Annotated in this window: 23 protein-coding genes; 15 read left to right on the forward strand and 8 right to left on the reverse strand. The window is 43.5% G+C overall.

From position 1 onward, the window contains the following. Positions 1-25: 25 nt before the first annotated feature. Positions 26-919 (forward strand): RluA family pseudouridine synthase, encoded by an 894-nt coding sequence (locus BN1765_RS06450; RefSeq protein ID WP_050614340.1) that lies wholly within the window; start codon positions 26-28, stop codon positions 917-919. Between the two features lie 200 nt (positions 920-1,119). Further along, the gene (locus BN1765_RS06455) at positions 1,120-1,605 is read left to right on the forward strand and encodes a GNAT family N-acetyltransferase (protein ID WP_050614341.1); all 486 of its coding nucleotides are present in this window, start codon (positions 1,120-1,122) and stop codon (positions 1,603-1,605) included. Positions 1,606-1,658: 53 nt separating this feature from the next. Here BN1765_RS06455 and prpE read toward each other — a convergent pair whose 3' ends face one another. Further along, the gene (gene prpE, locus BN1765_RS06460; protein WP_050614342.1) at positions 1,659-2,399 is read right to left on the reverse strand and encodes a bis(5'-nucleosyl)-tetraphosphatase PrpE; all 741 of its coding nucleotides are present in this window, start codon (positions 2,397-2,399) and stop codon (positions 1,659-1,661) included. Positions 2,400-2,624: 225 nt separating this feature from the next. Here prpE and mgtE point away from each other — a divergent pair, with 225 nt between their 5' ends. After that, the gene (gene mgtE, locus BN1765_RS06465; protein ID WP_050614343.1) at positions 2,625-3,998 is read left to right on the forward strand and encodes a magnesium transporter; all 1,374 of its coding nucleotides are present in this window, start codon (positions 2,625-2,627) and stop codon (positions 3,996-3,998) included. A 698-nt stretch (positions 3,999-4,696) separates the two neighbouring features. Here mgtE and BN1765_RS06470 read toward each other — a convergent pair. Together BN1765_RS06470 and BN1765_RS06475 are read right to left on the reverse strand one after the other, a co-directional pair. After that, positions 4,697-5,155, reverse strand: a complete 459-nt coding sequence (locus BN1765_RS06470; protein WP_050614344.1) for a hypothetical protein — start codon at positions 5,153-5,155, stop codon at positions 4,697-4,699. Further along, on the reverse strand, positions 5,152-5,364 hold the full coding sequence (locus BN1765_RS06475; protein WP_050614345.1) for a helix-turn-helix transcriptional regulator: 213 nt from the start codon (positions 5,362-5,364) through the stop codon (positions 5,152-5,154). The genes BN1765_RS06470 and BN1765_RS06475 overlap by 4 nt, the downstream gene beginning before the upstream one ends. A gap of 187 nt (positions 5,365-5,551) precedes the next feature. On the opposite strand from BN1765_RS06475, the gene fabI reads away from it, so the two are divergent. Both fabI and BN1765_RS06485 read left to right on the forward strand, forming a co-directional pair. Beyond that, positions 5,552-6,325 carry an enoyl-ACP reductase FabI gene (fabI, locus tag BN1765_RS06480; RefSeq protein WP_050614346.1) on the forward strand — a complete coding sequence of 258 codons (774 nt, stop codon included), beginning with the start codon at positions 5,552-5,554 and terminating at the stop codon, positions 6,323-6,325. 161 nt (positions 6,326-6,486) lie between these two features. Continuing rightward, the gene (locus tag BN1765_RS06485) at positions 6,487-7,065 is read left to right on the forward strand and encodes a CotO family spore coat protein (RefSeq protein ID WP_050614347.1); all 579 of its coding nucleotides are present in this window, start codon (positions 6,487-6,489) and stop codon (positions 7,063-7,065) included. Positions 7,066-7,110: 45 nt separating this feature from the next. Here the strand turns inward: BN1765_RS06485 and BN1765_RS06490 are convergent, their stop codons facing one another. Beyond that, positions 7,111-7,632, reverse strand: coding sequence for a CotY/CotZ family spore coat protein (locus BN1765_RS06490; RefSeq protein WP_050614348.1), 522 nt, complete (start codon positions 7,630-7,632; stop codon positions 7,111-7,113). 131 nt (positions 7,633-7,763) lie between these two features. On the opposite strand from BN1765_RS06490, the gene BN1765_RS06495 reads away from it, so the two are divergent. The 5 genes from BN1765_RS06495 (at position 7,764) to BN1765_RS19475 (ending at position 10,742) form a co-directional block, all read left to right on the forward strand. Further along, a complete protein-coding gene (locus tag BN1765_RS06495) occupies positions 7,764-8,117 on the forward strand; it encodes a DUF1360 domain-containing protein (protein WP_050614349.1) in 354 nt (117 codons plus the stop codon). 332 nt (positions 8,118-8,449) lie between these two features. Then, positions 8,450-8,929 carry a sporulation protein gene (locus BN1765_RS06500; protein ID WP_050614350.1) on the forward strand — a complete coding sequence of 160 codons (480 nt, stop codon included), beginning with the start codon at positions 8,450-8,452 and terminating at the stop codon, positions 8,927-8,929. A 22-nt stretch (positions 8,930-8,951) separates the two neighbouring features. Then, positions 8,952-9,965: a stage V sporulation protein AD gene (gene spoVAD, locus BN1765_RS06505; RefSeq protein WP_050614351.1), complete on the forward strand. Its 1,014-nt coding sequence runs from the start codon at positions 8,952-8,954 to the stop codon at positions 9,963-9,965. A 138-nt stretch (positions 9,966-10,103) separates the two neighbouring features. Next, a complete protein-coding gene (spoVAE, locus tag BN1765_RS06510) occupies positions 10,104-10,460 on the forward strand; it encodes a stage V sporulation protein AE (protein ID WP_050614352.1) in 357 nt (118 codons plus the stop codon). Positions 10,461-10,598: 138 nt separating this feature from the next. Beyond that, on the forward strand, positions 10,599-10,742 hold the full coding sequence (locus BN1765_RS19475; RefSeq protein WP_075050785.1) for a YjcZ family sporulation protein: 144 nt from the start codon (positions 10,599-10,601) through the stop codon (positions 10,740-10,742). Between the two features lie 57 nt (positions 10,743-10,799). Here the strand turns inward: BN1765_RS19475 and BN1765_RS06515 are convergent, their stop codons facing one another. Beyond that, entirely contained in the window at positions 10,800-11,120 is a 321-nt protein-coding gene (locus tag BN1765_RS06515; protein WP_222705395.1) for a hypothetical protein, read from the reverse strand. Positions 11,121-11,248: 128 nt separating this feature from the next. On the opposite strand from BN1765_RS06515, the gene BN1765_RS06520 reads away from it, so the two are divergent. After that, positions 11,249-11,503: a sporulation-specific transcription regulator SpoVIF gene (locus BN1765_RS06520; protein WP_050614354.1), complete on the forward strand. Its 255-nt coding sequence runs from the start codon at positions 11,249-11,251 to the stop codon at positions 11,501-11,503. A gap of 62 nt (positions 11,504-11,565) precedes the next feature. On the opposite strand, the gene BN1765_RS06525 is transcribed toward BN1765_RS06520, so the two are convergent. After that, entirely contained in the window at positions 11,566-13,839 is a 2,274-nt protein-coding gene (locus BN1765_RS06525) for a UvrD-helicase domain-containing protein (protein WP_050614355.1), read from the reverse strand. Positions 13,840-14,077: 238 nt separating this feature from the next. Here BN1765_RS06525 and BN1765_RS06530 point away from each other — a divergent pair, with 238 nt between their 5' ends. The 4 genes from BN1765_RS06530 (at position 14,078) to BN1765_RS06545 (ending at position 16,557) form a co-directional block, all read left to right on the forward strand. Beyond that, positions 14,078-14,365 (forward strand): hypothetical protein, encoded by a 288-nt coding sequence (locus BN1765_RS06530; RefSeq protein WP_147554160.1) that lies wholly within the window; start codon positions 14,078-14,080, stop codon positions 14,363-14,365. 198 nt (positions 14,366-14,563) lie between these two features. Next, positions 14,564-15,151 (forward strand): YdcF family protein, encoded by a 588-nt coding sequence (locus BN1765_RS06535; protein ID WP_050614357.1) that lies wholly within the window; start codon positions 14,564-14,566, stop codon positions 15,149-15,151. Positions 15,152-15,364: 213 nt separating this feature from the next. After that, the gene (locus tag BN1765_RS06540; protein ID WP_050614358.1) at positions 15,365-15,733 is read left to right on the forward strand and encodes a hypothetical protein; all 369 of its coding nucleotides are present in this window, start codon (positions 15,365-15,367) and stop codon (positions 15,731-15,733) included. Between the two features lie 197 nt (positions 15,734-15,930). After that, the gene (locus BN1765_RS06545) at positions 15,931-16,557 is read left to right on the forward strand and encodes a DedA family protein (RefSeq protein ID WP_050614359.1); all 627 of its coding nucleotides are present in this window, start codon (positions 15,931-15,933) and stop codon (positions 16,555-16,557) included. A 48-nt stretch (positions 16,558-16,605) separates the two neighbouring features. On the opposite strand, the gene BN1765_RS06550 is transcribed toward BN1765_RS06545, so the two are convergent. Both BN1765_RS06550 and BN1765_RS06555 read right to left on the reverse strand, forming a co-directional pair. After that, complete coding sequence (locus tag BN1765_RS06550; protein ID WP_050614360.1) at positions 16,606-17,037, reverse strand: GNAT family N-acetyltransferase; 432 nt, start codon at positions 17,035-17,037, stop codon at positions 16,606-16,608. A gap of 3 nt (positions 17,038-17,040) precedes the next feature. Beyond that, positions 17,041-17,553: a YjcG family protein gene (locus BN1765_RS06555; RefSeq protein ID WP_050614361.1), complete on the reverse strand. Its 513-nt coding sequence runs from the start codon at positions 17,551-17,553 to the stop codon at positions 17,041-17,043. Positions 17,554-17,645 lie beyond the last annotated feature (92 nt).

Raw genomic sequence — 17,645 nt, forward strand, 5'->3', positions numbered from 1 at the left:
ATTCAGTAGAAGAAGGATTAATTTTATGAGTGTTTTTCAATTACATTGGGCAGTCAGTGAAGAATGGGACGGAGTGCTGCTGCGCACGTTCCTGCAACAAAAGCATATCAGCAAGGCTGCCTTGGTGGATATAAAATATAATGGCGGCAGGATAGAAGTGAACGGAAAAGAAGAGAACGTCCGATATTCCTTAAAGGAAGGAGATCGGGTTGTGGTGTCTTTTCCCAGGGAACAGACAAGCGAAGGGCTTATTCCCGAGAAAATACCGTTATCAATCATTTATGAAGATGACTATTTCCTCATTTTGAATAAACCCCCTTTCATGAATACGATCCCTTCGAGAGAACATCCTCGTTCATCCATGGCAAATGCGATTGCCGGCTATTATGAGGAAAAGGGCTTTTCTGCAACCGTCCATATTGTAACCAGGCTGGACAGAGACACCTCCGGACTAATGCTGGTGGCCAAAAATCGCCATGTCCATCACTTGATGAGCCAAGAACAGAAAAAAGGGCATGTTAGCCGTTTGTATGAAGCCCTGATCCATGGACAGATTGACGATTCAGGAAGAATTGAGCAGCCAATCGCCCGTAAATCAACCAGCATTATCGAACGGGAAGTGTGTGAAGATGGCCAATATGCGTGCACATTGTATCAATGTATCGAGAAGCATGCTGGTTTTTCACATGTCCATTTAAAGTTGCTGACAGGAAGAACGCATCAAATTCGTGTCCATATGGCGCATATCGGTCATCCTTTGCTTGGGGACACGCTCTATGGCGGATCGGATGAACTCATCAACAGACAAGCCCTGCATTGCAAACAAATCTCCTTTTATCATCCGTTCCTTGATCGGATTATGATATTTGAAGCCGAGATGGATCAAGATATGAAAAATGTTCTGGCTGACATACGTTAGAAATCGCTCCGTAGGGGGCGATTTTTTATTTTATATGGAAGGGAAAAACAGGGTTTTTGTCGAATGGACAGAATATCTTCATACGTCAACAGGAAAGGCCATTAATTGAAAGTATATATTTGGGTTTAACTTATGATCGGAGCGAGATGAATAAAAACTTCCACCGATTAAAGTTTATGGACAGGAGCAGAAGAAATCTAATGAAACGAAGACTGGAAGTAATAATAGAACATTGCAATGAGTTCCATCTAGACCCCTTGAAAGCATTTCAATTGCCTGAAGAGCAGGCAAAGTTTACAGCATTGCCGATTGAAATCTTGGAGGAAGCGCAAGCAACTAGCAGCCAGTATCCAATCGTTATCCTGGCCGAAGGGTCTCCGGTTGGCTTTTTTGTCCTGCATGATGACGTGCTATTAGAGGAGCACAGTGACAATGATCGAGCCCTCCTATTAATGGCTTTTTCTATTAACGAGAAGGAACAAGGGAAAGGAATTGCAACCAAAGCAATGGAAGAAGTTCAATCATTTGTTGGCCAGGCCTTTCCGGGGAAGAATGAAATCGTCCTAGGAGTGAACCATAAGAATATGGCTGCACAACATGTATACAGGAAAGCAGGTTTCCATGATACCGGCCGGAGGAAGATGGGCAGAAATGGCGAAATATTCATTTTCAGTGTTGATTTGTAAGAAAAAGGCAAAAGGCAACGAGTCTCGAGGTCATTCCGTTGCCTTTATCTACATTACTTATCCAGCTCCCGGAATTTTTCCGGTACGGGTTCCATACTGGAGGGAACGTCTACAATCTCCATCTCCGGATAGCGAAGGGCTGTCAATTTTCCCCCGAAGACACAGCCGGTATCAATATTGTATGTGTGGTTCTGGATCACCACATCCTTGACGGGTGTATGTCCATACACAATAATCGCTTTTCCATGGTAATCTTTCGCCCAGTTTCTTCTGACCGGATATCCGTCGCTATGGAATTTTCCAGTTATATCCCCATACAGCACAAACGATTTAACGCGCTTATCGTTGCGGCCAATATATTCTTCGCGGATGCCGGCGTGGGCGACCACCAGTTTCCCCTTATCCAGCACCTGATAAAGTGGCGCATGTTCGTACAATTGTATGAAGGTGGAAGAAATGTGTTCCTGTTCACGCTGGTTTAGCGCTTTATATTCTGCAACGGTCGTTTCCAAGCCGTGGGTAATACTGACGTCCCGGCCCAAAAAATAGCGGTAAAGTTTATTGCAATGATTGCCTGGTGAATAGAAGGCTTTTTTTCTTTTCACAAGCTTTGAGACAACTTCAATGACCTTGAGAGATTGGGGACCGCGGTCTGTTAAATCGCCTACAAAAGCAAGCAATCGTCCGTCTGGGTGAAGGGGGATGCCGCTATCCCAGCAATAGCCCAATTCTTCGGTCAAACCCTTGAATTCGTCAAAACAGCCGTGAATATCGCCAATTACATCAATGTTCATCATGTTTGTCTCCTTCTGTTTTAGTGAATATAAAGTAGTATGGCCATTTTGAGAAAACATACTATATCTCCATTGTAAAAGGACTGAGTGCAAGAAGAAAGCCATCTGGCTTGAAAAAGAAATGGCATACATGTTTTTGGAGACAAACACATAAAATATTTGCTAGTATAAGAAGGTCTGATGCGTTCCGGGTTAAAGCGGATTTTGGGAGGAGGTAACGCTTATATGACTGAACAATACGAAAAAGAAGCACCAAAAATGGATGAAGAATTATTGATGAATGCCTTGAAGAATGAACAATTGGATGAATTCCGAAAAGAATTCATGGAGCTTCATCCATATGACCAAGCTACATTCTTTGAAAAACTGGATGAAGAATACCGATCGGTCATATATCGTTACTTGTCTCCGGAAGAGATGGCGGAACTATTCGAAAATCTGGAAGTGGAAGATGACGAATATCAGGATATCCTTGCGAAAATGGCTCCTTCATATGTTGCCGATATGCTTTCCCAGATGTATGCGGATGATGCCGTTGATGTCTTGAATGAGCTGGATAAAGAACAGGTCGCCAGTTATTTGACGATCATGGAGTCCGATGCCGCGAAAGAAATTAAAGAATTGCTCCATTACGAAGAATATACGGCCGGCAGTATCATGACAACGGAATTTATTTCATTGTCGGCCAACCAAACGGTACGTTCGGCGATGTATATTTTGAAGAAAGAGGCACCGCAAGCAGAAACCATTTACTATGTGTATGTGGTGGATGAGGAAAAAAAGTTGGCAGGTGTTATTTCCCTTAGGGATTTGATTATTTCAGATGACGATATGATGATTGCGGAAATCATGAGCGACCGTGTGGTCCATGTCTCTGTCAGTGATGATCAGGAAGATGTAGCCCGTACAATGAAGGATTATAACTTCCTGGCCGTGCCTGTCGTTGATTTTCAAAACCATTTATTGGGTATTATCACTGTCGACGATATTATCGACGTAATGGATGAAGAAGCATCCGATGACTATTCCAAATTAGCTGGTTTGTCGGACGTTGACAGCGTGGACCGCCATCCTTTTTCTGCCGCAAAAAAACGGCTTCCTTGGCTGATAATCTTATTATTCCTCGGAATGATGACTGCCAGTTTAATCGGCCGCTTTGAAAATGCTTTAAGCCAAAAGGCCATTTTAGCTGTATTCATTCCATTGATTGGGGGAATGGCTGGGAACTCGGGCACGCAAGCATTGGCAGTAGCAGTTAGGGGAATTGCAACGGGCGACCTGGAGCAGGAGAGCAAATGGAAGCTTGTTCTGCGGGAAGCAGGTACGGGAATCATTACCGGAGCAACAAGTGGGCTTTTGGTAACAGGCGTTGTCTTCTTATGGCACGGCGATTTCTTTCTTGGACTGCTGGTCGGGGCTTCCATTTTTGCAACCATCATCGTTGCTACTATGGCAGGAAGCCTTGTGCCTTTATTGATGCATAAAATGAAAATAGACCCGGCTGTTGCCTCGGGCCCATTCATCACTACTATTTCCGATATTATTTCTGTTTTGATCTATTTCGGCATGGCGACTATCTTTATGAGCTATCTGATTTAAGAATCGGCGGTGTGCCGGTTCTTTTTTTGATGCCATTTTAACGGGTGCTAGATTCCCCTTTTAATTGATACGTGAAGAAGTGAAAATAGGAGTTTGAGTTTAAGCGCCAGTAAGAATCTGATTGGTACGACTCATGATCGGTGAGGCTAGACATATCGGCTCGTATGCTCGCCGTGTTTCCTTTATCTCAAAGAGAAATTCCTCCAGTCCCTACACCTCTAAACGGGTGTTCTCCGCTTTTCGGTGTCCAGCTGCAGTGACCAGGGACTAGCAAACTTCGCGTTTCTCTCTTCAATAAGTCAACATCGGCTCGTGCCTCACCGTGTTTCCTTTATTTCGAAGAGAAACACTCCAGTTTGTACGTCCCTAAACGGTCACTTCCGCTTTTCTGTGTTGTCTAGCTCCGAACACCCAGAGGCTAGTGGACTTCACATTTTTCTCTACGATAAGTCATCATCAGATCACTACGTTCTCTGTGATTCCTATATCTCAAGAAAAAATGCTCCAGTCCATACGCCTCTAAACGGGTGTTCTCCGCTTTTCTTGATGTCTAGCTCCGAACACCCAGCGGTTAGGGGACTTCAGCCTTTTCTTCTACGATAAGTCAACATCGGTTCGTGCCTCACTGTGTTTCCTTTATCTCAAAGAGAAATTCCTCCAGTCCCTACACCGCTAAACGGGTGTTCTCCGCTTTTCTGTTAATATTCTTTTTTTATGGTTTTTAGGTAGATGATTGTTAGTGTGAGTGGGATGAGCAGGATGATGATAATCGGGTAGTACGGGATTGTTTTGTCTATGAATGGATAAAGCAGCATGAGTATGGCTGCGATTGGGCAGGCATACCACATGGCGATGTAGGCGTTTCTGCACGCTTTGGCTGTGATTTGCTGGTTTCGCTCATCGCTTTCGTTTAGGCTGTGTGGGAGTATGGCTGCTTTTTTTCCTTTGCCTGCCTGTCGGGTGAAATGCCATGCTGATATTGCTCCGGCAAGGATAAACACAAGAAATGGCTGTAGTGGGATATTGATTGAGAAAGAGGGAGCTTCTTGGGATAGGCTCTTGGCTAAACTAGTGAACGGGCCATACAAAGAAATCAGTACCCAGCCTAACAAGGTTAGCATGACAATTGAAATAAAAGCGTTACTTATCAGTTTCATTCTAATTCCTCCTTTTGTAGTTTGAATATCTCCTCAATCGGCAGGGAAAAGGCGTCGCTTATTTTCATGGCCAGAAGCAGGGATGGAATATAGCTGCCTTTTTCGAGGGCGACTATGGTCTGCCTGGAAACGTTGACGGCATTGGCTAGATCGGATTGTGTCCATTGATGCTTTGCCCGAATTTCTTTTATATGGTTCATGATTGACATTTGTTTTCGCCTTTCCTTTTTACAGAAATTGTAAAGTTAACTCTACTTTTTGTCAACTGAAGTTTACATTAATTTGAAAGAAAGAGTGACTTAACCATATTACTCTTTCCATCAGATGTTGGATTCGTTATAATAGTTATTAGTACTAGGTATTAATAACTTGTTGTAATTTGGAGGTACGAATATAATGACTCTTTCTTTAAAAGGCAAAACGTTTGTTGTGATGGGGGTAGCGAATAAGCGCAGTATCGCTTGGGGAATAGCCCGTGCTTTGCATGAATCAGGCGCCAATTTGATTTTTACATACGCTGGAGAACGATTGGAAAAGAGCGTTAGAGACCTTGCTGGCTCTTTGAATGATGCTTATCCTGTTCTGCCATGCGATGTAACGAGTGATGAAGACATTAAGACATGCTTTGCGGCAATCAAAGAAGAGGCTGGAGTAATCCATGGGATTGCGCATTGTATTGCTTTTGCCAACAAAGAAGAACTGGACGGCGACTATCTGAATACAACGAGGGACGGTTTCATGCTGGCACATAATATCAGTTCGTATTCATTGACTGCGATTGCTAAGGAAGCCCAGCATTTGATGACAGAAGGCGGCAGCATTGTAACGCTTACCTACCTTGGAGGAGAGCGTGTTGTGACGAACTATAATGTGATGGGTGTCGCTAAAGCTTCGCTGGACGCAAGTGTCAGATACCTGGCTAGCAATCTTGGCAAACACAATATCCGTGTCAACTCCATTTCTGCAGGGCCGATCCGTACACTTTCTGCAAAAGGAATCAGTGATTTCAACAGTATCCTGAAAGAAATCGAGGAAAGTTCACCATTGCGCCGTACAACCACTCCTGAAGAAGTAGGCGATACAGCTGTTTTCCTATTCAGTGACATGTCGCGCGGGATAACAGGTGAAAACATCCACGTTGATTCCGGCTTCCACATTATGGCCCGCTAAGATTTCCCATGAAAAAGCTTCTGTCGATGTAGGCAGGAGCTTTTTTTGTGCCTAGAATCCGATCCCTTTCTTCCGGGACAGGCATAAAAAGGGGTAATCCGAAATACATTCGTTATAAGTGAAGATTTCTATAGAAATATGTCATGTCAGGAGGAGTGGCGATGGGCAAGAAGGAAGACCAACAGCATCAACATCCTTATATGTACATTGTGCAACCCGAGATAGAGGCTCCAGATGCGAATATGCAGTCCCATTATAAATCTAAAGTATCTTCTTCTGAGGAAGGAGAGGTGGTTGCGATAGATGACGCTTCGGCGGAAGACGAAAAGCCAGCGGCAGAGGAAGAAGTCCGGGTAGTAAGAGTGATTTCTGCAAAAGAACAAGAAGAGCAGTCTGAAGAAGACCAGATGGTTGAAATGTCAACAGGCGTTGATTCGGAATTAGCAGACGATCATAGCCAACAAAGAAAACTATCTAAAAACGCCCGGATTGCCAAAAAGAAAAAGAAACAGCGTTTTTCTCAAATGTCCAAGGAAGATCTGCTTGATTATCTGGCCAAAATGCCTAGTGCCGTGCCAAGGCCGGTTTGTCATATTACGATTGACAGGGAACATTTAGTCGGGCAGGTCCTGCGTAAACGGGACCAATTATATATGATCAAGCTATTGATCGGGGATCGGGAAAAGACAATAGCGGCGCGGCTTGAGGACATTGATGAAATCGAGGTAGGCAATCTTTAAACGTACAGAAAAAGAGGCTACTGGATCAGTAGCCTTGATTTTCGCCTATACTGTATGAATTGGAGGCAAGCAAGTGACAGACGTTGCTGCTTTCAAATCCAATGTAATACAAATACCCGTACGGACAATCTTCTTGGAATCATTCAGAGCAGCCAAGAATTCATCGAAGGCGGTAGGGTAGTATTGGTCTTCGTATTCGTGATCGGCGCTATCTTCCCTTTCGTAGTCGTCATGATAGCCTACGACAGGCTTTAAAAGCTCAAGAGTAGCGCAGCACGTATTTTCATCCACTTCATTGACACGGAACAAAAAGCTCCGGATCACATTGAACATTTTTTCCCCATAGCCGCTTCGCAACGCACCTACTCCGGAGAACGGCTGGCAGTTGCATGTGATTAAGACGGGAATTGTATCGAAACCTCTAATTTTTACACGGCCATTTAATTCATCAATTGCTTGTTGGCAACCAGTTCTGCATTCGTCTTCTACTTTTTCCTGGGCTTCAGCCACTGATAGCAATGTTGAACAAACGCAGTCATTTGTAAACTTGTCATGTCCACAACTCATTCATATTCCTCCTAATAGTTATTTAACATCTGTCACTTACAGAGTATGAAGGGAGAGGTTAAAAGGAATGAGCTACATGCCCATTTTGGTGTAAATGCCACTTCAGGTCAAAAGGGGAGCGGTGTATATAAATGATTGAAAATGCGTTGGATTTCATTTTATTATCTCTTGCCAGTTTCAGGCTGACAAGGTTGATTGTATATGATAAAATTACTGCTTTTATTCGTAAACCTTTCTTTGAAGAGGTCGAGGAAAAAAATGAACAGGGTGAAATGGAAACCTATATAGTTCCCCGCCAATCAGGCCTACGGGGATGGATTGGCCAGTTGCTGGACTGTTATTGGTGCACCGGTATGTGGATTGCCTTTTTTATTGTTGCTGTCTATTATCTCATTCCCTATTGGTCGGGGCCTCTCGTGGCGGTGCTGGCGGTCGCCGGCTTGGCAGCATTACTGGAAAGCGTGGTGCAGCGCTTAGTAGAATAAGTTTTTTAAAATTAGGCGGTTATATGGAACAAGCTTCCGGAAATAACATATCTTAAAGTGAAGCATAAAGCTTGGCTACTGTTGCCGATTGAAGGAGGCATGCTACATGAATGAAAAAAAATTCACTATTCCGCAAAGCACGAATTACGGGAAGAAGCAGCAAGAAACTAAAAAGAAAAAAGGGAATTGTGGATGCGGAAAAAAGAAAAAAACATATTGAATAAGCCCCATTAATGGAGAAATGCATCTTGCATTTCTTTTTTTATGTTCTTCTTATAATTCTACGCTCTTTGCAGAGAATAAAAGAAGTACGATTCGTTAGGAGGGAAACAATGAAGAAGAAAAAAAGAGCAACTGCTGCCATTCTCTTGTTTATTGCCGTGTTCATCGTTTCCGGATGCAGCGATAAGAATACAGGCGATGCCACTTGGGCTCTGTTCAAGACTACTAATCCGCATCCGGCCGTGCTGTACGAAACGGAAAAAGAGTTTGCATTTGCCGAAGATTTACATAAGTATGTGCTATCCTTTCCGGAAATTTATGACGCGGCTATTATAACAGGTAAAAAGAAAGTGCTGGTTGCTTATAAAGTAAAGCATATGAAGCGTTTTGGCATGAAAAAGATCGAAAAAGACCTTAAGAAGAAGCTGGAGAAGAAGTATAGCAATCATTCATTCACCGTTTCCAGTGACTATAAGATTTTTTTGGAAGCCGTCAAATTGAATGAACATTTGAAGGATCCAACGTATTCCCGGAAAAAAGCCAAAAAAGAATTCAAGGATATTATCAAGCTGGAAAAAGAAAGAACGTAAGTGAAAATGGGTGGTGGTGTAAATGCTGACCGGAAAACAGTCCTGGCAATTCAATAATACGCCTGTGATCGTTTCTACAGGTGTAACAGGAGGCTCTTTTGAATCAAAAGGACCTTTGGCGAAATCGTTTGATCTTCTGTATGAAGATGATTATGCCAATGAAGAAACCCATGAAAAAGCGCACCGCAAATTTCTTGAAGAGGCGATGGCTATCGCTCTCAAGAAGGGAGGCGCGCTCAGCAAGGATGTGCAGTTCTTGCTTGCGGGAGATTTAATCAACCAAATGACACCGACCAACTTTGCGGCAAGGCAAGCAGGTATCCCTACGCTCGGATTGTATGGAGCCTGCGCCACGTCCATGGAAGGTCTGGCAATGGCGGCTTTCCTCGTTAATTATGAGGGGGCGCATTTCATCTTAACCGGTGCCTCCAGCCACAAGGGGGCAGTGGAAAAACAATTCCGCTATCCGAATGAATATGGAGGACAGAAGCCTCCAACTTCCCAGCGAACGGTTACGGGTGCAGGTGTAGCCCTGATCGGCAAAAAGGCGGGCGGCTCTCAAAAGCAACCCGAACTGTTTAGTGCCACGATCGGTAAAGTCATCGATATGGGGCTGTCTGATCCTTACGATATGGGAGGCGCTATGGCACCCGCAGCCGTCGATACGATTATGGCCCATCATCGGGACTTGGGCCTAGGGCCGAATTATTATGACGCCATTATTACCGGCGATCTAGGGAAGAATGGATTGACCATCGCTTATGGGCTGATGCAGGAAAAAGGTTTCAAGATGGACCAAGCTCGTTTAATGGATTGCGGGACCATGATATTTGGAAAGGAACAACAAGTATTTGCCGGTGCAAGCGGAGCCGGCTGCTCGGCCGCAGTGCTGTACGGCCATCTTCTTAATGAAATGAAGAAGGGCATCTATAGCCGCATTTTGCTTGTCAGTACGGGGGCATTGTTGTCCCCACTAACTTTTCAGCAGAAAGAAACCATACCGTGTATCGCGCATGCGGTGGCTATTCATTATTAAAGGGCCATTGATTGGAAGGAGTACCATCTAGCATTTTTCGCCGCCATAACGGCGATAGAGACGGCAAAGCAGAACTAATTGTTGCCGATTGCTGGCGTATAAGCAATAACACTTGAACTAAGCAAGGGAGGTTATATCATGTTAGCCATGTTTTTTTGGTCTTTTGTAGTGGGCGGACTTATTTGTGTGGTTGGCCAGCTTCTGTTTGACGTGGCCAAGCTGACGCCAGCGCATACGCTGAGTACGTTGGTTGTCGTTGGTGCTGTATTGGCGGGTTTTAATTTATATGAACCGTTTGTGGATTTTGCAGGTGCGGGGGCGACTGTGCCTATCATGAGTTTTGGAAATTCATTAGTGAGCGGAGCAATGCAGGAAGCGAAACAACACGGGGTGGTCGGCGTAGTGACGGGCATGTTTGAAATCGCTTCTTCAGGTATTTCATCCGCCATCATTTTCGGTTTTTTAGGAGCGCTGCTTTTCAAACCGAAAGGATAAAAACAAAGTATGAAAACCCTCGAACCATATATCATCGGCATTCTGACAAAATAGGCCTAGTTATTAGGGAAGAGCCCAAACAAATAACGGCGGCATGTCATATGTTGATAAGAACTAAGCGGAAGCGAGGTGATAGGTATGTATGGTGGCTGCGGATACGGCGGCGGTTATGGATATGGCTGCTGCGGCGGCGGTTATGGCGGCGGTTACGGTTCGACATTTGTATTGATTGTTGTTCTATTCATATTGTTAATTATCGTTGGAGCATCTTTCTGCTGCTAATAGAGAGAAAAACGGGACTTCTTTGTCCCGTTTTCTTTATAGGAATGGATTTGTGATCTACATAAGCGTGTTTTGCTTAGCGCCGTTTCCAGCAGCAACCGTACTGCTGATTACTTGGTTTCCAGGAGCGGGAAGGGACTGTATTTTCCAATTGTGGCTGGACGGAAGGCGAAGATACTGGTTGGCTGTTATTTGTTGGCTGCTCCGCGTTTCTTGATGGGATATAAGATGAAGTGGACTCTTCTTCCTGTTTTTGGCATTGGTGCGGTTGGCGATGGCCAAGTTGAAATGATGCTCTCCAGCACTCAACCATTGTAGGATGGCGGCGGTGCGGCCGGTTTTCATTGTGTCCAGACATAAGAATCCTCCTTTCTGCATTTGCTGCCTATTATATGAGAGTTTCGGCTGATTGGTTTCTTACGCTCTTTTCATCCTTTCTGAAGAGGAAGTAACGCATTTGCCCAAAGGCGCATATAATGGCCTTACAGGAAAAGGGGGAATGAAAGATGGATTCTCAATTCTTTAAGAATATGGAAAAGAAAACGGGCGTTAATATGAAAGATGTCATGGAGCTTGCAGGCTCTCTTCAAGGAGCCAATTTTCAAGATGAAACAACTGTCCGGTCGATTATTAAGAGGGTATCGCAACTGGCTGGAAAGCCGGTCAACAGTGAATTGGAAGATAAACTCGTCCATTCAATCGTAAATGACGGCAAGCAATTGGATTTTGGCACACTTGCCAATATGATCAATAAGAAATAAATGATACTTATGAAGGTTTGAATATTCAAAAAAGCAATCAGCATACGGCTGATTGCTTTTCTCTATATATAAAGAAAACGGGACGGATAGGCTGTTTTTCCCCCTCTGCTCTGCAGAACGGAAAAATACAGTTCATCCTTGGCTCGTGTAGCGGCTACATACATCAAACGGCGTTCTTCCTCAAGGGCATGTTTGATCCCTTTGCGGTAATCGTCCATTGCATAGTCATGAGGAAGGCCTCCATCCACCGCCCCGAGGATATAGACGTTTTTGTACTCCAGGCCTTTGGCGCGATGAATGGTCGTAAGTGTGACCGCTTGCGGGAAATGTTTGGAAAGCTTTTTCACTTCTTTATTCATGGCGCTCATATGGTCTGCGTGAAGGATGAAAGAGCGGCAATCGTTAAATCGTTTCGCTGCGACTTTTAGATTCCGGACATCATCCGAGCCTTTTTCCATCTTAGAGCCTTCATTCCCGCGCTTTTTAATATAGTCATTGAAACCGAAATCCTTTTCTATGCGCTCCAATGCCGCAAGGGGGGGAAGATTTTGCAGATTGCGGATCTGTCCGGGAAGCTTGGCGAGCTTTCTTTCCTGAAAAGCATGCCCTGTTTTCACATTTGACAAGGCTGTTAAGGCATTGCAGTCATTTAAAATCATTTGCGCCTTGATTTCCTGTAGAAGGGAGCTTTTCAGGAATAAGGCAGGCAGCAGATCTGCACATGCGCGGATATCGTCTTCGTCAATGCTCAGCCGCAAATAGGCAAGCATACTTTTTACGACCCGCCGTTGATAAAACGCTTCTGCATCCTGATCGATGGCAAACGGAAGATTCGATTCAGCAAGACGTTCGAATATCGCTCGTGACATCGAATGTGTCCGGTAGAGGATTGCAAAATCAGAAGGGGCTGCCCCCTGTTCGATTTTTTCGCCGATGTCCGTTACAATCATCGTTGCTTCCTGCTCTTCGTCCAAAGGATAAAAGAGGGTGGGAGCACCGCCTTTATCATGCTGTGCAATCATTGTTTTTTCTTTTCTTTTTTCATTCTTGGCGATGATGCGGTTGGCAGTGGCGACTATTTCATGCGATGAACGGTAATTTTGCGAGAGCTTAACCACCTTTGTATTCGGAAAGTCACTGCCGAAGTTCAGGATAAAGGAAGGGTCGCTTCCCCTGAAGGCATATATGCTTTGGTCATCATCACCGACTACGCATATATTTTGGCAGTTTTTACATAGCATTTTCATTAATTTATATTGAACTTTGTTGATATCCTGAAATTCGTCAATCAGGATATACTGGAAGCGATTCTGGTATTTCTCTAGCACATCGGGATTCTCTGTAAACATTGTATAGCATCCGATCAGCATATCATCGAAATCAAATCTGCCATTGCGGTTCTTCGCTTCTTCATATTTGCGGTACAGATACAGACAGTCTTCTTCCCATTGGTCAGTCGGCCGGATATCAGAAGGATAAAGGAGCGAGTTTTTCCAGAGGCCGATTTGCTGCAGAGCGGCATCGTAGGCGAACTCTTTGTCATCCAAGCCGCGTTCCCGTCCTGCTGATTTTAATATATGCTCCTTTTCCCAATCGAATTTGATCAAAGCGGTATTTTGCCATTTCTCTCTCTCATGGAATAGCAGAATCTTATAGAAGATACTGTGAAAGGTGCCTGAAACCAGCCTTTGGACGGAGGCGGGGGTAAGATCCGGATACGTAAGCATTCTTTCTTTCATTTCTTTAGCTGCTTTTGCGGTGAATGTAACCAAGAGGATTTTTCCTGGATCGACTTCTTTCGCCTGCAGCAAAAATGCTGTTCTTGCCGTCAGTACCCTTGTTTTGCCGCTGCCGGCACCAGATAGAACCAGCAATGGCCCTTCGGTGGACGTTACTGCCGAAAGCTGGTCATCGTCTAAGGTGATACCATGTTCAGCCAACTTGGCGACATATGGGTGAATTTGGCTTTTGGTGCCTATTTTGCGCGGTGAGTAGGCTGGATTGCCTGTTATTTTTTTGGCTTGTTTAAACGAGGGCAATTCAGCCGGTTTCGTGATGGATCGGGATTTCGGCATAATAAACCCATTCCGCTCTATCGGACTTTCCTGTTTTGGTGTTTGGTTAAGCGGTTTATCCGGTATATGGCAATCCGGTATTTCCTTGCCCGTGTGGTAAAAGTGCGGTTCTTTGCTGATTCCTAAATATAAGCGCACTGGATTACCGCATGCAGGGCAAGTCAGCTTCCCTTTTTTCCCTCGTTCGAATGTTACTTGAAGAAGATCAGGGGATATACACGCCAGATCGACAATTTCTTGATTGAATAGTGCTCGTTTCATATCTTTTCCCTCAAATCATGTACACTTGGGCAACTTTACTGCTTTTAATTAGGCAGTAAGTTTGCAAAACCAGCTTTATTTCATATAGGCAGAGTGATCATCGTCATTTTCCATCTTATCAAAAGAAACCTGAAACAAAAAGAATATATTAATAGTGTTTACTTTCCAAAATAGAGGGGTAATTTAACGGATGAAGAATATTCAATATATGGGTCAAAAAGGAAAGGGAGGGATCCACATGGCATTTGTAGCCCCTGTCACTCAGTATGAATATGTGCAATACGGAAACCGCACCGTCTACAGCGAGAAAAGGAAACAACAGATGCAGCATGTAAAAAGCATTCATCCGATTTTTTCGATTGTTCTGCGACATGCATCAAGAGAAGAGGATGGAAATGTGCAACGGGAGCCTTCTTCTAAAAGAAATCCTTCTTTATTCAGCAATAATCAACCATTTGTGAGCCCCAAACCAATTCGGGCGCCCCTCATAACCGGTAAAGGCATGTTGTTGGATGAAATGATCTGAAGCAAGAAAAAACCGTCCCTATCCGAAATTTAAATAGGGGCGGTTTTTTCTTGCTTCAGGGGTTTTTTAAGCCTCTATGAACAAACGTAAAAATGTAATTGAAATTTAATCAAAAATGCTAGATTTTTAGAAAGAAAACAATGTATGATGACTATGTCAGAGTAGTATATAAGTAATTATTAAAGGTGAATGGTAGCTATGGTTAAGTACGTCAAAGGGATTATGATTATAGTTGTGTGTTTCTTGCTGTATACAGGCTTAAGCGTCTATTCTTTCGGTTTGCAGGACAATGACGGAAAGGCCGATGCAGCCATTGTGCTGGGGGCGGCTGCCTGGAACGGTAAACCTTCACCGGTTTTGAAAGAAAGGCTTAATCATGCAATCGATTTGTATAAGAAAGAAAAAGTGGATTATCTGATCTTCACAGGAGGGACAGCTCCCGGAGAAATCAAATCCGAAGCAAGGACTTCCAAAGAGTATGCGATTGGCCAAGGGGTCGATCCAGACAAAATCATTATTGAAGAAAAATCGGCAGTAACGGAAGAAAATCTGAAATATGCCTTAGAAGAAGTGCGTAAGAAGCATCTTGCATTTGATTCCTATACGCTTGTAAGCGATCCATTGCATATGAAACGGTCTGTTTTATTGGCGAAACAATTGGACATGAAAGTCTATTCATCGCCAACGCCAACGTCAGCGTATAAATCATTCGAAGCGAAGTTACCTTTCTTCTTTAAAGAATGGATGTACTATACCGGGTATATTGTGACAACTCCATTTCGATGAAGATGATACAGTGGGAGCCTCAAACAAAAGCAGCGAAAATATCGTCGCTTTTGTTTGAGGCTTTTTCTGGTTCCATTATAATGCCCGGGTAATCAAGAACGGTCTCTTGATATGATACAAAAGCAACCACATCTTGTTTACCCATTAAGTATTAAAAAAGCCGTCCAGTTCATACAATCTAGTAAAGTGTGTATTAAGTTGGGAGATGCAGAAATGGAGTTTAAGATGGAAATGGCAAATTTATTGGCTAAAAATATAAAAGAGTTTATTGATTTGGTTGATAAACACCAAAAAGATGACAATCATTTGATTGTAAATAAGGATAAGGTTTATCAAGTCAAGCTTTTTATAGAAGAATGGAAGTTTCAAGTGCTAGCGGACGAGCTTCAGAGGATCAATCAATTTTGCTGGAATGAAAAGTATACCTGCCTTTTGGTAGAAGATTTCAGAAAGGGAATGGTTGTGATTGATGAATATGTGGCCAGGAATTATGATGATTTATTTATATTGGCTGGCAGACTCCATATATTAGGAAACATAAGCCGAATGCTAACGAAACCAACTTCCCTATTAACTGAATAATGAGGAAGCCGTTTTTGTTTGGAATTCAGACTAGGCTGTATTTTCCTCTCTCATACTGTCCAAGTTTTCTTACATTTGCTATACTTTAAAGATAGATGCCTGTCTTAAGGTAAAAGGCCTTTTTTCATTCATAGGGCAGGCGGAGGCACTACAAGCATCAAGTGAAAAGAACAGATAGGGATAAAGGGAGCTTACAAATGTTGCATACATTATTGGATGTATTTAAGGATGCCGCTTTCTGGCTTATTGATACTTTTGGACATATGGGAATATTCTTAGGAATGCTTATTGAAAGTGCCTGTATTCCACTTCCGAGTGAAGTCATTATGCTTTTCGGCGGTTTTATGGCTGAACTAGGAAAATTGAATTTTTGGTTGGTGGTTACAGCAGGCGTAGCAGGAAATTTGGTCGGTTCATGGCTCGCTTTCTATGTTGGCAAAAAGGGAGGGCGCCCTTTGATCTTAAAGTATGGGAAGTATATTTTCCTGAATGTGAACCATCTTGAAAAGTCTGAACATTTCTTTTCAAAATACGGTTCAGCTACGGTCTTTTTTGGGCGTGTTCTCCCAGTTATCCGTACGTTTATTTCTTTGCCGGCCGGCATAGCAAATATGAGTTTTCGAAAATTTACGGTTTATACGGTTCTTGGCTGCATCCCCTGGAATATCCTTTTAACCTATATCGGATATAAACTGGGGCAAAACTGGATGCTGGCTGAGCACTATATGAAGCCGATCACTTATATTATTGCAGTTATTGTTGTTGTTTTTGTCATTTACCTGGTTGTAAAAATTCTCAGGGATCGAAAACGGCAAGCTGATTGATTGGAATAAAAAGACAACCATCTGGCTGGATGGTTGTCTTTTTGTCTATTAGTTAGACGCCAAATCTTTCTTCATTGTCTGGTGTGGAATGCCAGCTTCAATAAATTCCTCAGAAATAATAGAATAACCTAGTTTTTCATAGAAGCCAATTGCATGGGATTGGGCGTTCAAGATGATGGCAGGGAGGCCCTTTTTTGCAGCGAATGATTCCATTGCAGCCATCAAAAGCCGTCCGGATCCGGAATTACGATTGTCTTTCAATACGCAGACTCGCTCTGCTTTTCCGTTTCCATCCACGATACGAAGGCGGCCGGCTCCTGCTGGCTTTCCTCCAACCCGGAGAAGGAAATGCATAGACTCCTCTTCATGGGAATCCTTCTCATTCTCTGTGTCCACTTGCTGTTCTTCCATGAATACGGTATGGCGCAGGCTAAAGACGGCATCCATTTCTTCCGGTGCTCTGGCGATCATGACTTCCATCCGTTATTGCCCCTTTTCCAGTTTGAATGTTTCATAGACCGTCCATGACCCGTTTTCTAATTGATAAAGAAGGTGGAAACGGTCGATGACTTCCTCATGGCGCAAATCCAGCATGCTCATTTGTCCATATACATCGCTGTGTTCATCATCAGAGAGATTTTGCGCAACCGTTATATGGGGAACAAACGCATAGGAAGCTTCGGCCTTCAAGTCTTGATACAGTTGATTGTGCAAGCGGTCAAGCTCAGAATTATGCTCGGCTTTCAGGTAGATCACATTATTGACAGGTTGGAAGGTACTCACCTTTAAAATATTTAAATTAAAAGGCTTACATTTTGCGGCTGTTTTGCTTAGCGTCCGCACAATCTCATCCATTTCCTCTTCCTTTGCCTCTGCCGGCTCTTTTAAAGTTAAGTGTGGCGGGATGAGAGAGTAATGGGGATCATAGCGCTTACGATAGGAATTAGCTAAATCTTGCAGTTTTTTTGATGGGAAAATAGCGATGCCGTATTTCATTGTGGTACCTCCTAAATGTAGAATAATTGACTGTTCAGTGCCTTGGCCGATTTGTATGGCCTAAAGCGTGCCCTTGATAGAAGGGATGTCTA

The organism is Bacillus testis (genome assembly GCF_001243895.1).
In the GTDB taxonomy this organism is placed as follows: Bacteria; Bacillota; Bacilli; order Bacillales; family DSM-1321; genus Bacillus_AD; species Bacillus_AD testis.